This window comes from Nocardia otitidiscaviarum NBRC 14405, assembly GCF_000308635.1.
Lineage (GTDB): Bacteria > Actinomycetota > Actinomycetes > Mycobacteriales > Mycobacteriaceae > Nocardia > Nocardia otitidiscaviarum.
In genome coordinates, this window is the sequence record NZ_BAGD01000072.1 from 27,145 (window position 1) to 42,751 (window position 15,607).

8 protein-coding genes are annotated in these 15,607 nt (G+C 63.2%); 5 read left to right on the forward strand and 3 right to left on the reverse strand.

All coding sequences use genetic code 11. From position 1 onward, the window contains the following. The first annotated feature begins 203 nt into the window (after positions 1 to 203). Positions 204 to 368 (forward strand): hypothetical protein, encoded by a 165-nt coding sequence (locus tag ON31_RS36680; RefSeq protein ID WP_157533675.1) that lies wholly within the window; start codon positions 204 to 206, stop codon positions 366 to 368. Here the strand turns inward: ON31_RS36680 and ON31_RS14665 are convergent. Beyond that, entirely contained in the window at positions 343 to 2,655 is a 2,313-nt protein-coding gene (locus ON31_RS14665; RefSeq protein WP_039814151.1) for an N-6 DNA methylase, read from the reverse strand. The two genes, ON31_RS36680 and ON31_RS14665, sit on opposite strands and share 26 nt — an antisense overlap. 342 nt (positions 2,656 to 2,997) lie before the next feature. On the opposite strand from ON31_RS14665, the gene ON31_RS14670 reads away from it, so the two are divergent. The 3 genes from ON31_RS14670 to ON31_RS14675 are packed head-to-tail and all read left to right on the forward strand — an operon-like array spanning position 2,998 to position 9,235. Then, positions 2,998 to 4,527, forward strand: a complete 1,530-nt coding sequence (locus ON31_RS14670) for a type I restriction-modification system subunit M (protein ID WP_039814152.1) — start codon at positions 2,998 to 3,000, stop codon at positions 4,525 to 4,527. Continuing rightward, on the forward strand, positions 4,524 to 5,738 hold the full coding sequence (locus ON31_RS35620; protein ID WP_081592458.1) for a restriction endonuclease subunit S: 1,215 nt from the start codon (positions 4,524 to 4,526) through the stop codon (positions 5,736 to 5,738). Before ON31_RS14670 ends, ON31_RS35620 begins: the two co-directional genes overlap by 4 nt. Positions 5,739 to 5,776: 38 nt before the next feature. Beyond that, positions 5,777 to 9,235 carry a DEAD/DEAH box helicase family protein gene (locus tag ON31_RS14675; protein WP_039814154.1) on the forward strand — a complete coding sequence of 1,153 codons (3,459 nt, stop codon included), beginning with the start codon at positions 5,777 to 5,779 and terminating at the stop codon, positions 9,233 to 9,235. A gap of 89 nt (positions 9,236 to 9,324) precedes the next feature. Here ON31_RS14675 and ON31_RS14680 read toward each other — a convergent pair whose 3' ends face one another. Together ON31_RS14680 and ON31_RS37555 are read right to left on the reverse strand one after the other, a co-directional pair. Beyond that, positions 9,325 to 11,274, reverse strand: a complete 1,950-nt coding sequence (locus tag ON31_RS14680; RefSeq protein ID WP_255222108.1) for a UvrD-helicase domain-containing protein — start codon at positions 11,272 to 11,274, stop codon at positions 9,325 to 9,327. 65 nt (positions 11,275 to 11,339) lie between these two features. After that, positions 11,340 to 14,036: a DUF4357 domain-containing protein gene (locus ON31_RS37555; protein ID WP_063821498.1), complete on the reverse strand. Its 2,697-nt coding sequence runs from the start codon at positions 14,034 to 14,036 to the stop codon at positions 11,340 to 11,342. Positions 14,037 to 14,694: 658 nt separating this feature from the next. On the opposite strand from ON31_RS37555, the gene ON31_RS14690 reads away from it, so the two are divergent. Continuing rightward, on the forward strand, positions 14,695 to 15,606 hold the full coding sequence (locus tag ON31_RS14690; protein ID WP_370450489.1) for an exonuclease domain-containing protein: 912 nt from the start codon (positions 14,695 to 14,697) through the stop codon (positions 15,604 to 15,606). Position 15,607 lies beyond the last annotated feature (1 nt).

Here is a 15,607-nt window from a genome sequence, read left to right on the forward strand (position 1 = left end):
GTCCAGAAGCCATTGCCTCGCGATGCGATTGCGTTGTTTCCCGCCGACAGTGGGCCTCGCCGACAGTGGGCCTCTATGGCGCTGACTCCGTGTCAGTTTCGGTGGGCGGCCGGGCGCGCTGCCGGTAGTTCAGCACTTCGGTGAGGAGAGCGAGGCGGTGCCGCGATCGTTGTGGGACGACGGTGGCGATCGCTTGGAGCAGGGTGAAGCAGAGCACTGAGATGGCAGCCAGCGCGATCAGGCAGATGGACAGGAACTTCGATGTAGTCGCCGCACTAGCCGTAGCCGCCGCGGTCGCGACGGTGAACGTGCCGACGCTCGCGGGGTTCGGCCTGGGCAACCTCATCGGATCTCCAGGGTTCCGGTGACCAGTCGGTCGACGGCCACGTCTCGGAACTCCTCGGCGGCGTCTGCCGCCGCACGCAGAGCCGCCAGTTGCACATTGAGCGCGCGGGCTACCGTCCCGAGTGTGCGTTGCTCGATGATGGGCGGCATCGGAAGGGCGACGGAACCGAGCTCAGGAGCGCTCAGCGAGGGGATGCGTTTGCGGTGCGCCACTTCTCGCAGCCGGGACATGGTGTTAGGTGCCGAGAGTACCGCGAGCAGATACCAGGGATCGAGTTCGTCCTGATTCCGGATTCTGATTCGGAGCAGATTCGTATTGAACACGCGACCCTCCTGGTTCGGTCGCACGATGGCGGGTTCGGTGATCGCTCCGGTGCGAACGATGAGGATATCGTCGGGGAGCAGTCTGAACCTGGACAGCGTGTCGGCGTCGCGGTCGGACAGCCGGGGAGCGTCATCGAGGATGATCCGCTGACCGCGAAGGTTCTTCGGCATCACCATCTCCACTCCGTGCTGGTCGAGGAACTCGATCTCTTGCAGACGTGAGTGGGATGGACCGGCAGTTATCTCGCACACGTCCGTCAACCGGGCTTCGGCGCGATGAGCTGAGGCCGCTGACAACGTACGAGCCACCCATTCGCGCGTCGAGATCACCGCCGCACCGGCGTCCGCTGCCGCGAGCAGCCGGTCGAGCGCGCGGCGTGTTCGGTCGAACGTGCCGAGGGCCGGGTCGACGACCTCTCCTTCCTGGCTGTGGCGTCGCTCGAGGGCTTGGCGGACGAAGTCGCCGGGGTGCAGGCGGAAGTCGGCGTCGCGGATTCTCTCGGCGTCGACCGCAACGGCGTTCCCGCCGTGCGGCAGTGATCGGAGTTCGCCGGTGTGGAGGGCGTCCCGAGCCGCGAAAGCCTGTGCGATGTGGTCGATGTCGATCAGCGTGCCGTGGGGTGCGCCGGGATCACGCCGCCGCATCGTCCGGGCATCGATGAGCAGCACACGGCGGTTGCCCTTCGGACGGGGCGGCTCGAGTATCCACATGATCACGGGGACGCTGGCGACGGGGAAGATGTCGGCGGGCAGCGATATCAGGGCGGCCACGGCGCCCCGGTCGACCAGGTTTGCGCGAATCTGGCGCTCGTGCGCGTCATTCGAGGCGACTGTCAGCTCGGGCAGTAGGACAACCGCACGCCCGTTCGGTCCAAGCCGGGTCACGGCGTACTGCAACCAGGCGAAGTTGTCGTTGTGAGCCGGGGGTTCGCCGAACGGCCACATCGTCGTGTCCCAGGCGGGATTCCGGGGTGATCGCTGACCGAAGTTCGGGTTCGTCACGATCGTGTCGGCATGGTCTGCGGTCGGATGCGTCCACGGGACCGTGTCACCGGTGCGCAGGTGTGCGGCGCGACCGTGCACCGCCAACCGCATACCGGCCACTCGCACCATCCCCGTGCTTACTCCGACTCCTCGGGCGATCGGTTGGCTGCCCTCGGCCGCGCGGGTCGTGACCGCGTGGAGAAGCTCACCGCCACGCAGGTAGGGATCGAGTACGGTGCCGGGCGCCCGGTCCTGTGTCGCGAGCGTCGCCATCAGATTCGCCAATGCGGTGGGCGTGATGTAGTCGCTGCTGTTCCCGACCGCCACCTGGGCCATGCGCTCGAACAGAAGGTCGAAACCTCGCACGCCGAGCTCGGAGCACAGGCCGACGAGCGTGGTCAGCTCGTCGAATCTCCCCTTGCCGATCGCGGCGAGAGCGGCCTTCGCGCCGGTGGGCAGGTTGTGGCGGCGCAGGGCGTGGTCGATGTGGCGAGCCATGATGTCGACATAGCGATGCGGTTCGATGCGTCGGACATGGTTCGCGACGTGGATCCTGTCCCACTGATCGGGGGCGCAGGCCCAGGTATAGGCGATAAGCATTGCCGCTTCGTAGAACTGGTGATCGGGCACACCGTAACCGCGCAACCGCAGGCGGTGCTGTTCGAGTCGTGCGATCCGCGCCCGGATCTCGGCGGGTGCGAGAGTGGTGTCCCGGGGTTGCGAAACATCCTGTGCCGCAGTGAGATTGTAACGGAATCGATCGCCGTAGGTGGTGCCTGCGGGTTCATCCGGGGCCAGCTGGTCGGCGGGAATCTCCCGCGTGTCCAACCATGCTTGCCAATCCGATAGGCGATAGCGATTGCGGGCGCCCTCCCGGGCGACCGGCTTCGGGGCGTCCTCGTGGCGGCGTCGCCAGTTGCTCGGAGTCGAACGTTCCACATCGGAGAGAGCGGCGACCTGGACGAGGGTGAGAAGGTCGGCCTGGTGGGCTGAACCCGGCATTGTTGCCTCACAGTGCTGGTGGATCACGGACGGCTGCGTTGTTCGAAATCGTATGGTGATCGTGAAGGCATCCGCAATGATGACAGCTGTCATGACCATTCAGTCGATGGCGGGTCGGAGGAGGCGAATCGGCTGCGTTTCACCTGCTAAACGCGGAATGATCAGCGGAAACACTCGGTCACGGCGGGCGGACGCCACCTAGTGCAGGCAACTGCGCACTGTCAGTACTCGTAACAGTGTTCGCGGCGGGGTGGGTTCCTGGAAGCGGGCGACTATGCAGCGCTGCTATCGAACCGGTGAACAAGACGGAGAACGTCGGTGCGGTCGGATAACCTCTCAGGCATGATCACTGGGGAACTGCGGAGCAGGATCGACCGGCTGTGGGATGCCTTCTGGTCGAGTGGAATCTCGAATCCGCTGGAGGTGATCGAGCAGGTCACCTATCTGATGTTCCTGAAGCGGCTCGATGAGTTGCAGACGGCCAAGGAGCGGCAGGCGCACTTCACCGGGGAACCGATCGAGAATCCGATCTACGTCAAGCACGACGACCCCGAGCGGGACACCGACCACCTCCGGTGGTCGGTGTTCAAGGAGTTGGGGCCGGACACCATGCTCGCGACCGTTCGCGACGAGGTGTTCCCGTGGCTGCGCACCGCGGGCGGGGAGGAATCCACCTACGCCCACCACATGAAGGACGCGCGCTTCACCATCCCCACCGCGAACCTGCTCACCCGCGCGGTCGACATGCTCGACGACATGACCCTCGGCGAGGGCGACACCAAGGGCGACCTGTACGAGTACATGCTCTCCAAGATCGCCACCGCCGGTCAGAACGGGCAGTTCCGTACTCCGCGCCACATCATCGAACTCATGGTGGAGATGATGGCTCCCGGTCCGAAGGACGAGATCTGTGACCCGGCCTGCGGCACAGCGGGCTTCCTGGTCGGCGCGGCCGAATACCTCAAGCGCACCCACCCGACTGTGCTCACCGACGATGCACAGCGGAATCACTTCCACGCCAGCATGTTCCACGGTTTCGATTTCGACTCCACCATGCTGCGCATCGCCAGCATGAACATGCTCATGCACGAGATCGAGCAGCCCGACATCCGCTACCGCGACTCGCTGGCGCAGACGGTTTCGGTTGAGGCCGAGAAGTATTCGATGATCCTGGCCAACCCGCCGTTCGCCGGCAGCCTCGACTACGAGACCACCGCCAAGGATCTGCTCCAGGTCGTCAAGACCAAGAAGACCGAGCTGCTGTTCCTGGCGCTGTTCCTGCGGCTCCTCAAGCCCGGCGGCCGGGCGGCGGTCATCGTGCCCGACGGCGTGCTGTTCGGATCGACCAAGGCGCACAAGGAACTTCGCAAGATCCTCGTCGACGAGCACGGGCTCGACGCGGTAGTGAAACTGCCCTCCGGTGTGTTCAAGCCGTACGCGGGCGTGTCCACCGCCATCCTGTTCTTCACCAAAGGTGACGCCACGGACAAAGTGTGGTTCTACGAGGTCACCGCCGACGGCTTCAGCCTCGACGACAAGCGCACCGCGCTGCTGCCCGAGGACAAACTCGGCGTCGTCCCTCGAACCCCGCTGGCCGCCGAGGAACACGCCAAGAACAACCTCCCCGACGTGCTGGCCCGGTGGAACCGCCGCCACGCCGACGAAGGCGAACGCGCCCGCACCGAACAGAGCTTCTGCGTGCCCAAGGCCGACATCGCCGCCCAGGATTACGACCTGTCGCTCAACCGGTACAAGGAGATCGTCCACGAGGAGGTCGAGCATCGGCCGCCGCTGGACATCATCGATGAGTTGGAACAGATCGAGGCGGAGATTCAGCAGGGGATGTCGGAGTTGAAGGGGATGCTGGGATGACAACCGTTCCGACTGTGTCGCTCGGGAGCATCACTGAAATACGTTCAGGCATTGGTTTTCCAGTTGAACTTCAAGGTAAAGTTCGCGGGAAGTATCCATTTGCTAAAGTGGGTGATATTTCGCGAACTGCACGGTCGGGTAGTGCGTGGATATATTCGGCCGCCAATTATGTCGATGATGCAGACTTATCGATGCTGCGAGCCAAGATTGTTCCGAGGGGGGCGGTCGTGTTCGCAAAGATTGGTGAAGCTATTCAGCAGAATCTGAGGGTGCTCACAGCGTCCGAATTTCTGGTTGACAACAATGTATTCGCGGTCATTCCGCAACCATCGGTTGATGAGAAGTATCTTTACCATTTCCTGAGGTCGATCGACCTCTATCCGATGGCATCATCCACCACAGTGCCTTCCATAAGGAAAACGGAACTAGCCAAACTTCCAGTTCCTTTGCCGTCACATTCTGAGCAGCAGCGGATTGCGGAGGTGCTGGATCGGGTGGATGCGCTGCGGGAGAAGCGGCGGCAGGCCATCGCCCTCCTCGACGACCTCGCTCAATCCATCTTTCTCGACATGTTCGGCGATCCAAGACTGAATCCCAGCGGGTGGCAAGAGGCCCTCCTGTCGGATGTCGTTTCAGAATTTCGCTATGGGACGTCGAATAAATCGGAGGGCATGGGTTTCCCTGCGCTTCGAATTCCAAACGTCGTGGGAGGGGCGCTGAATCTGACCGAATTGAAGAATGTTCCTGTGACCGACAAAGAGCTGGAACGACTCCGCCTTCAGGAGGGTGACCTTCTGTTTGTGAGAACCAATGGAAATCCAGATTACGTAGGTCGATGTGCGATTTTCTCTCAAAGTGTTGTTGAAAAGTCTGGACTGGATTCCCGCAATGTAATCTATGCCTCATATCTGATCCGCGCAAGGCTGAACATCAAGGAGGCTGATCCGATATTTTTGCGAGAATTCTTGACGAGCTCATTCGGGCGTGCCAAGCTGCGCGAGAATGGGAAAACTTCTGCTGGACAGTACAATATAAATATCGATGGATTGGGTAAAGTTCCGATATTTCTCCCGCCGGTATCTCGCCAGCAAGAATTTGCCGCCAGGTTGACGGCACTGGATTCCCGTCGGCGAACTCAGCGGTGTCACCTCGCCGAACTCGACGCCCTCTTCGCCTCCCTACAATCCCGCGCCTTCCGTGGCGAGCTGTGACATCATGAGCTGAAAGATCTTGTGAGGAGGGGCTTTTCATGACGACCGCCAGCAACTTCGCTTTTCTGCGCACCGAGTGGCCCGAGCTGTTCGAGGAGGCCGTGCGGGCGGAGCGGCTGGCGGTGGCGGATCCGAGGGTGGCGTGCTTCTGGGCGCGGCGGGGGCTCGAGCTGGCGGTGGATTGGCTGTTTCAGATGGATGGGTCGTTGCGGCGGCCGTATCGGAACGAGCTGGCGGCGCTGATCAGTGAGCCGACCTTGCGGCATGTCGCGGGGGCGAAGATCTGCGCGAAGATGGATGTGATTCGGCGGCAGGGGAATATCGCCGTGCATCGGCGGACGCCGGTGACGGCGCAGGACGCCATGACGGCTGTCGCAGAGCTGTTTCACGTCATGTTCTGGGTGGCGCGCACGTACGCGCTCGATCCGGCGCACACACCGGCCGACGGGTTGGGGTTCGATCAGGCGCTGATTCCGAAGCCGGTCCCGGCGGAGGTGCGGCGGCGCAAGCAGGCCGAGATTCAGCAGATGGCGGCCGAGTTCGAGGCGCAGCGACAAGCCCTGGCCGAGACGCGGGCCAAGAGCAAGGAGTACGAGGAGGAGCTGGAGCGGCTACGTGCCGAGGTGAAGGCGGCCAAGGCCGTGAACGCCGCGGTCGCGGATCACCACGACTACAACGAGGCCGAGACTCGCACGAACCTCATCGATATGATGTTGAAGGAGGCCGGGTGGACTCTCAGCGGTGCGAACGATCGCGAGTACAAGGTCACGGGCATGCCGACTCCCAGCGGTGCCGGGCACGTGGATTATGTGCTGTGGGATGACAACGGCAAGCCGCTCGGTGTGGTCGAGGCCAAGCGCACCACCAAGAGCGTCGAGGCCGGTAAGCATCAAGCGCAGCTGTACGCGGACGCGCTGGAGAAGCAGCACGGTCAGCGGCCGGTGATCTTCTACACCAACGGCTACGACACCGAGATCTGGGACGACACCTTCTATCCGTCGCGACCGGTATCAGGGTTCTACACCAAAGACCAGCTGCGCCTGCTGGTTCAGCGTCGCGCGGGCCGGAAGACGTTGGGCAGCACCAAGATCAATGAGGCGATCGCGGGGCGGCACTATCAGAGCCGGGCGATCCGGCGGATCGGCACGCACTTCGAGGAGGACAAGCAGCGGCAGGCGCTGCTGGTGATGGCGACCGGAACCGGCAAGACGCGCACCGTGATCGCGCTGGTCGATCAGCTCATCCGCGCCGGATGGGTGAAGCGGGTGCTGTTCCTCGCCGATCGGCAGGTACTGGTCAATCAGGCCGTCAACGCGTTCAAGGAGCATCTGCCGGGTGTACCGACGGTGAACCTGCTGACGGAGAAGAAGACCGACGCCCGCGTCTACGTCTCCACGTATCCGACCATGCTGAACCTCATCAACGAGTTGGATGACAAGGAGGAGCGGCGTTTCGGGCCGGGCTACTTCGATCTGGTCATCATCGACGAGGCGCATCGTTCTGTGTATCAGAAGTATGGCGCGATCTTCGATCACTTCGATTCGCTGCTGGTCGGTTTGACGGCGACGCCGAAGGACGAGATCGACCGCAACACCTACCGGCTGTTCGGGCTCGAGGACGGAGTGCCGACCGACTCCTATGACCTGGAACAGGCTGTCGCCGAGGGATATCTGGTGCCGCCGACCGCCATCTCGGTGCCGCTGAAGTTCCAGCTGCACGGCATCAGGTACGACGACCTGTCCGAATCGGAGAAGGACAAGTGGGATGAACTCGAATGGGATGAGGACGCCGGTGTCCCGGAGGAGATCCTCGCCGATGATCTGAACCGCTTCCTGTTCAACGCCGACACCGTGGACAAGATGTTGCAGGCGTTGATGGCGACCGGCGGCCGGGTCGACGATGGCGAACGGCTCGGCAAGACGATCATCTTCGCCCGCAACCAGAAGCACGCGAAACTCATCGTCGACCGCTTCGACGCGCTGTTCCCCGAGTTCAAGGGCGAGCACACGAAGCTGATCACCAATGAGGTCAGCCACGCGCAGTCGCTCATCGAACAGTTCGAGAAGCCCGACAGCGCGCTGCGCATCGCCGTGTCGGTGGACATGCTCGACACCGGCCTCGACGTGCCCGCGGTGCTGAACCTGGTGTTCGCGAAACTGGTGCGTTCCAAGACCAAGTACTGGCAGATGATCGGTCGCGGAACCCGCCTGTGCCCCAATCTGTTCGGTCCCGACAAGGACAAGTCCACCTTCGGTGTCTTCGACCTGTGCCAGAACATCGAGTACTTCAACCAGGACATCGCCGCCGCGGAAGCCCGTGTGCAGCCGTCGATGAGTCAGCGGCTGTTCAACGCTCGCGTCGACCTGCTCGCCTATCTCGACGAACTACAGCAACCCGGCCGACGTCCCGCCGAGATCGGCGAGAATGACCCGGCATCGAATCTCGACCTGCGCTGGCAGGTCGCCGACCGGCTGCATGTCGAAGTGGCGAATATGAACCCGCAGAATGTGGAGGTTCGCCACAAGCTGCGCCAGGTGGAGGAATTCAGCGAGCCGACACGGTGGGAAGTGCAGTTCACCTCGGGTGTGCGCGTCAGTTTGGCCCAGATCTCCGGCCTGCCCACCGAATTCAAGGAGTCGGAGAACAGCCCGCAGGCCAAGCGGTTCGACTATCTGGTGTTGCGGTTGCAGCTGGCGACGCTGACCGCCGACCCGAGCTTCACGACGCTGCGTGAGCAGGTGCAGGAGATCGCCTCCTACCTGCTGGACCCCACGTTACAGAGCATCACCGCCATCAAGGCGCAGTACGAGCTTATCGAAGACGTGGCCGGTGACTCCTGGTGGGAGGACGTCACGCTGCCGATGCTGGAAACCATGCGCCGTCGGCTCCGCGGCCTGGTGAAGAACATTCGGCCCAAGAGCGGTCAGAATCCGCTCTACACCGACTTCGAGGACGAGCTCGGCGACATCACCGTGACCGAGATCAAGGGCGTGCCCGGCGGCGGAAAGGGCATGGCGCGTTTCGAATCCAAGGTCCGCACCTATCTGCGCAGCCACGAGGACCTGCTCGCCGTGCAGAAGATCCTGCGCAACCGCCCGATCACCTCCGAGGATCTGGAACAGCTCGAGGGCGTCTTCCTCGCCAACCGCTTCGGCACCGAGGCCGAGATCGAGGAAGCCAAACAGCTGCACGGGGGTCTCGGACTGTTCCTGCGCAAGCTCACCGGTCTCGAGCGGGAAGCCGCGTCCGAGGCGTTCGACGAGTTCCAGTCCGGCAAGAACCTGTCGGCGAACCAGTTGCATTTCCTCAATATGCTCGTCGAGGTCGTTGCCCGGAACGGCATCGTCGAGGTGAAGGATCTGTGGAAGCAGCCATTTCGGGCGTTGGCGCCGACCGGTCCGGAGGAGCTGTTCACCAGTGCCGAGGTCGCGGACCTTGTCGCGATCGTGAAGAATTTTCGTACGACAGCGGTACCGTCCGGTGTCCAGGCCTCGTAGCGGGAAGCACATGTTCGTAGCCCCCTGATGGTCCGGAGGCCTGATTGACCATCAGGGGGCCTGCCACGTGTCTCTGTTCTCGGTTCTAATCAGTCTTGAACAAACCCGATCCAGATGTAGTCTCTCGCTCTGGTCAGCGCGACCATCGTCTGCCGGGCGGCGAGTTCCGCGCGGTCGCGCTCGCCGCCGGACAGCCCGTCCAGCGACTTCGATGGTGCCTCCGTAATGTGGAAGACCGCTGCGAAATCCATGCCCTTGGCGCGATGGACTGTTCCTACCTTGACCACGTCCTGCTGGGTTCCGTCGTAATGCTCGAGCGAGAGCGTCGGTATTCCCGCGCGGCGTAGCGCGTTTCGGTAGTCCTCGGCGGCCTTGTTCGTCGCGGTGATCACCGCGCAGTCGGAGAGGGGCAGGCCGGACTCGGTGATAGCTCGTACTAGACGGCTGCTGGCATCCTTGCGCGAGAACGTCTCCGACTTGGCTTTCCCGCCGGGCAGCACCACCTCGGTGTCACGTAGGACGAAGCCTGGAGCTCCATCGAGATCATCGACACTGTTGGTGGCGTCGATGTGTTTCGCGTACTCGTGGACGGCCTGTCGGTTGCGGTAGTTGGTGCGCAGAACCGCGCCGCGGCCGACTATGGGGATTCCGGCGTCGGAGAGACGCCAGCCGCCCGGGTAGACCTGTTGTTGGCCGTCGCCGACGAGCAGGAGGGGTGAGGCTGGTGTGCCGCCTGCGATTTGGTGGACCAGTTTCAGCTCCATCAGGGTGAAGTCTTGGACCTCGTCCACCACGACCAGGGCATAGGGATCGTCGAGCGGGGCTGCGCGGAGTTCCGTGATGGCCGCGTCGATGGCGTCGTTGAAGTCTGCGACTCCGCGGGCGCTCAGGTTCTTCCGGTAGGGTTCGTAAAGGTCGTCCCATACTGCCTTGCGGCGAGAGTCGTTGAGTAATATGCGGTTCCGGCTAGTACGGTCGATGGCCAGGTACTCGTCCAGGGACGTGATCCCGCGGCCCTTGATAACGCGGTGGATCTCGTCCTTCCAGTAGGTCGGACTGGGCTCAATGGGCGTCAGAACTTCCCGGGCATCTCGCCACGCTCGCGCGAAGGCGTTCTCGACGGCGGCGTCGTTCAGGGTGACCGTGATTCCTCGTTCCTCGAGAAAACGCATCATCCATGCGTGCAGGCCGATGAACTCGGCCCTCTCCTGGGCGTTCGGGGCGAGGCGCAGAAAGCCGGAGCGGTGGTACGCCGGCAGAGTCTTCACAAAGCTCGTGAACAACACCCGTCCGGGCTGATGCTTGACCAGTCTGGCCATTCGATGGAGGGCGACGACGGTCTTTCCGGTGCCGGCCGGTCCGCTGAACCGCGCGGGGCCGTTGAAGTTGCGGTGTACCAGTTCCAGCTGGTTCGGGTCGAGGAATGTCATCCATTCGCTGAACGGGCGGGCCAATACTTTGGCGCGTTCGACCTCGCGCAGTTCCGAGGTGGCGAACAGACTGTCGGATACGGTCTGCGTACCGACCGGGGCACTGTCACTGGAGATCAGTTCGAACCAGGTATTGCGTGCGGATACCGAAAAGGCGATCTGGCGGGCACTCTGCTTCGACAGCTTGGCCCCGCCGAACAGCTGGCGTGGCATGCTTGTCAGATCGGCAGTGGTGTAGGACGCCTCGGCCGGAGTCTCCACGGCCCGATCCATGAGCAGCATGACTTCGACCATGTGGGGGACGTATCTGCTGCGTCCGGCCGTGAGGTTCGCGAACATCTCCTCCGCCCGGGTTCGGATCGCCCGGAGTTCCGAACGGGATGGCACGCTGTCGGCGAAGACGAGTGCGAAGACACCGCCCGGTCCGACGGCGAAGACTCCCGCGCGGTCGGCGGGTGGGAAGTCGGAAGCCCTGTCCACCAACACATGCCACCCGCTGCGCATGAGTGGTACGGAGAGAAAGCGCCGGTGTACGGCCGATAGTGTCGGCAATGCGGCCAACTGCCGATCCACCCACTGACGACGCTGTTCGAAACCCATGTCGGCCATTGCTGGTCCTCCTGTCGATCGCGCTGGAGTTCTTTGCCCACGCCGTGGGTGGGCGGGGTTCAGGTTCAGTCGGTGCCCTTCGCTCCCCTCTCCCACTCGGCGAAGGTCGTTGCCGTGCCGCGGAGTCGCCAGTCCGTTCGGCCGTTGGTAGGACGGCCCACCACCATCGCGGCGGCGGCCGAGGGCGCCTTGAACTGATAGTCGCGAGTGAAGACCGCCGTCCGACCATCGCTGCTGACGGTGATCACGCCAGCCTTCTCGAGGTGGATCCGCAGCCCCCTGTAGCTGTGTTCGCCAGCGGTCCAGCGCGGTCGCACCTGAGATCCCGCTCGGACGGTGAAGTCGCCATCGATGATCTGGGCCGTAGCGAGGAGGCCATCGACTCTCATCTCGAATTCAGGCGACGACACGAGGTGGTCGATATCTGTCGTATCGCCCACCTGCCCTTCGGGTTCCATGCGCGGGAGTGCGTGATGACCCCAGTGCTCCTCCTTGTACCGCTCCATGTGGTCGCCCTGCAGCAGTACCGTCGCGTTTCCCCGTCGCACGCAGAACTCCACCTCGCCCTTACCACCCAGGGCCTTGGTCCGTTTGAGGAATACCGGCCTGATCGCGGGCGCCACGATGACCTGGCAGATCTTCTTGCCCGACACCGCGGGGAATTCGACTCGCACGGTGGCGGCGGTGGTCGTGGACAGGTGGTTCTCGATCATCTCGCGCAGTCGCAGCTCGTACTTGTCGAGATCGGGGACATTGATCGAACGCATATCACCCTCCAGCCCGACTGGGTTGCCGTCATCCTCCACCCCTATGAAGAGTGAGCCGCCATCTGCGTTCAAGAATCCGCATACGGTCCTGACGATGATGTAGCGGCGTTCTGCTTCGGCCTGATTGGTCCTCAGGTCCAGGAATGCGGACGCCTTGAACTCGACGGTGTGGCTCTCGCCTTCGGCGATGAGTTCCTCGGTTGGCACCTGGTTCGACTCGTCCGCGTGGGTGAAGCCGCTGTCCATCGCGGTGGCAATCAGATCGAGCAGGACGGCCTCGCGTTGGGCGATGAAGGTGTCGAAGTCATCATGCAGCAGAACATCCGGATTGATCAGGTGTGTCGCCACATGTGAACGGAGCGCGGGTGCGTCGACGGCACCCATGGCGGTCAGCTTCGCCAGATAGCTCGAAGGGGCCGAACCTCCGAGGATATGACGGTTGGTGTAGGCCGACAGGGGAGTCTTGTTGATGACCGAGTCGTAGATGCCGCGATCGAGGCTCTGCTTCGCGCACCATGCCTGCGGGAATACATGGTGGATATCGATGGCATCGTCGAAGTAGGTAGCGGCATTGATGGGATTGCCGCTGCACCAATCTCGTGCGCCACCGGCCAGCAGCAGGGCGTACACGCCCTTGTAGGCAGCGCTGTTTCGGGTTCTGAGTGTACGCAAGCGTCCCGGTGCGAACTGTGCCTCCGCGACCGTTCGAGGTTCGGCCGATGTGCGTCCGAGAGCCCAATCCACCACGTCGGGGAGGTCACGGGCGAATCGGGTTTCGGTGGTTCCGCTGTAGAGCTCACCGAACACGCCGCACCAATACCATCGCGCGACCTTCTGCTGAACGTCATACCGGTGCCAAGCCTGCCCGAGCGCCGCGCAGATCGCCGCCAAGGGGATCAGCTGTGCGCCGTACGGTACGAACTTCACATCGAAGATATTGCGGTGATGGAGGAACTTCGCGGCCATCAGCAGGCCGTTGACAATCTCCTCACTGGACTTCTTGAAATCGTCCAGGGGCAGTCGCAGCATGTCGACGCGTCGGCAGCCTATTCGAGGCCCGCCCTTCGCGTCGGCGGTACCGGCGGTCTCCCGGCGGCGGTAGGTCGCCAGCAGAGTCACCGCTTGCAGGAAGTCCGTTTCCGATACCGCTGACAGCACACGGAATTTGCCGTCACTCCACTGCATTCGACATTGATCCCAATGCTCGCGCAGGTTGAATTCGTCGGCGGCGTAGGTCGCCGTGAGGAGTTCGAAGACGGTGAGGGTGACGCCGCCGGTATTGACCTTCTCGAATACCTGGCAGACCGCTTCCCGTGGCGTTGTCGCAGGGAGCTCGATCACCGGGACCAGGTACTGCTCGAATCGCTTGATGAACCGCTTATTGAAGCTCTGCCAGACTTCGATCGCCTCCGGTGCGTAATTGTGCAGCTTGGTGAACTGGTAACCCCAGTCGTCTGCATCGAAAACCTGCGACATGGGAAAGAGGCTCGCCTGACATTCCCCCTCCATGGTTGACAGGTCCAGTTCGGTACGCCCGAAGCTGGTTCGGATTGTGCGATCAGCGGGAACGAACCGGAACGCCTCATCCTGGTCGGCGTCATCGTCCAGGGCCAGGTTGATATCGACGTAGAACCAACCCTGCACCTCACGCCGCCGCTCATCGATCGTCGCCACCGGCCGGCCCAGCATCAGAGCCTGGTAGAGCGACGTAATCCGCTGCTGCCCGTCCAGTAGCAGCTGTGTCGCGAGGACGTCGCCGACGAGGTCGACTCCCTCGATGGGACGCTGCTTGAAGCGCGTATGCCCGCCGGCCTGGAGCATCATCAGCGTCCCGACCGGGAAACCCCGTGACACCGAGCCCAGCAGGCTCCGGATATTGTTCTCCGGCCACACCCAACCGCGCTGGAACTCCGGCAGCTGGATCTGGCCCTCCCTGGCCTGCTCGAGAAGACTGCGCAGGAATGGCTTCTTGATCTCGAAGGCCTCGACACTCACCGATAGATCCCCTGGTCGTACGCCTGATGCCCCCGTGGCGTCCGGCGGCTCGACCGTAGCAACGACTGTTGCGAGATATCCTGTGGTTCAGGCAATCTGGCGCAGGATGTCATGAACCTCGAACCGGGACGGAATCGGCATCCGCCATCTCGGTCACATCGAATCGGCGGGATGTGAGTGGACGCGCGATCGTCGAGAACACGTGGTCCGTATCGCAGGGGGTATCGGCCGATACCGATCACCTGGAGAACGGCCATTCGGGTAAGGCAGCCGGTAGCGGCTCAGGTATGCCGGAAAGAAGCGCGACCGGCGCTCAAGCCTCGAGAACCGGTGCGAATGCGCGATTCTCCGCACATCAGGCACGGTCGTCGGGCAAGCTGATACGGCCGCTGCGGTCCTGGGCACCAGGAGGGGTTCGAAGCGCGGCAGCCGTTGCTGAGTTCGATGAAACCGTCCGTCCGGCACTGACTTTGGTGAGGGGTACTGCGGAATTGACCGGGGCTTGGAGCGTATTCGAGTCGCTGCGACTGATGTGGCCGTTACAGATCGAGTTGGGTGGGGTAGGTGTGCGGCCGCTGCCGGTCGTACCGCGGTGAGCGTGGCCGGTCTGTCGTTCGCGGCGCTCGATGTGGAGACCGCGAACTCGGCGCGGGGGAGTGTGTGTGCTATCGGGATCTCCGTTGTACGGGAGGGGACACGGGTTGGTAGTCGTTCGTGGTTGTGTCGGCCGCCGGGGGCCGTGGACTTCTTTGCGCGGCACAACGTTCGTGTGCACGGGATTTCGGCTCCTATGGTGGCCGGGGAACCGGTCTTCGGTGCGGTGTTGCCCGAGATAGTGCGGATGGTGGATGGGTTGCCGGTTGTGGCGCACAATGCCGGGTTCGACAGCGGGGCGGTGCGAGAAGCGTGTGGGCACAGCGGGATCGACGTGCCCGACTGGGACTTTCGGTGTAGCTTGGCGATCGCTCGACGGCATCTGGACTTGGAGAGCTATCGGCTGCCGGATGTCGCTGGGGCGCTGGGGGTCGAGTTGATCGCGCATCACGACGCGGGGGCGGACGCTGCTGCGGCGGCGGACATCGTGGTGGCGTTGGCGAAGCGAGTGGGAGTGGACAGTCTCGCGGAGCTCGAGCGGTTGGGGGAGGTGCGGCCCAGGCGGGTTAGGGACGGTTCGGTGCGGCGTCGGCGGCGCTCCGCGTTCCCGCGTGCGGAATTGGTCATGCCGGAGGTGCGTGGCGGGGATCCGGGGCATCCGTTGTTCGGACAGGTGGTGGTGTTCACCGGGGAGCTGGCGACCATGAGTCGGCAGGAGGCATGGGATGCCATCGCCGCCTGCGGGGCCACACCGGCGCGGAACGTCACCCGGCGGACCACGTGTCTGGTGATCGGGGACGGGTTCGACGGGGTGGATCCCGGCGCGTTCACCACGGTCAAGGCGCGGCGGGTCGAGGAGCTGCGGGCGAAGGGATTCCAGATCGAGGTGATGGATGAGCGACGGCTGCTCACCTGTCTCGATCCGGGGCGACACGCGGCCGGGCCGGGTGCGAAACGGGTCGTGGTGATCTCGTAGC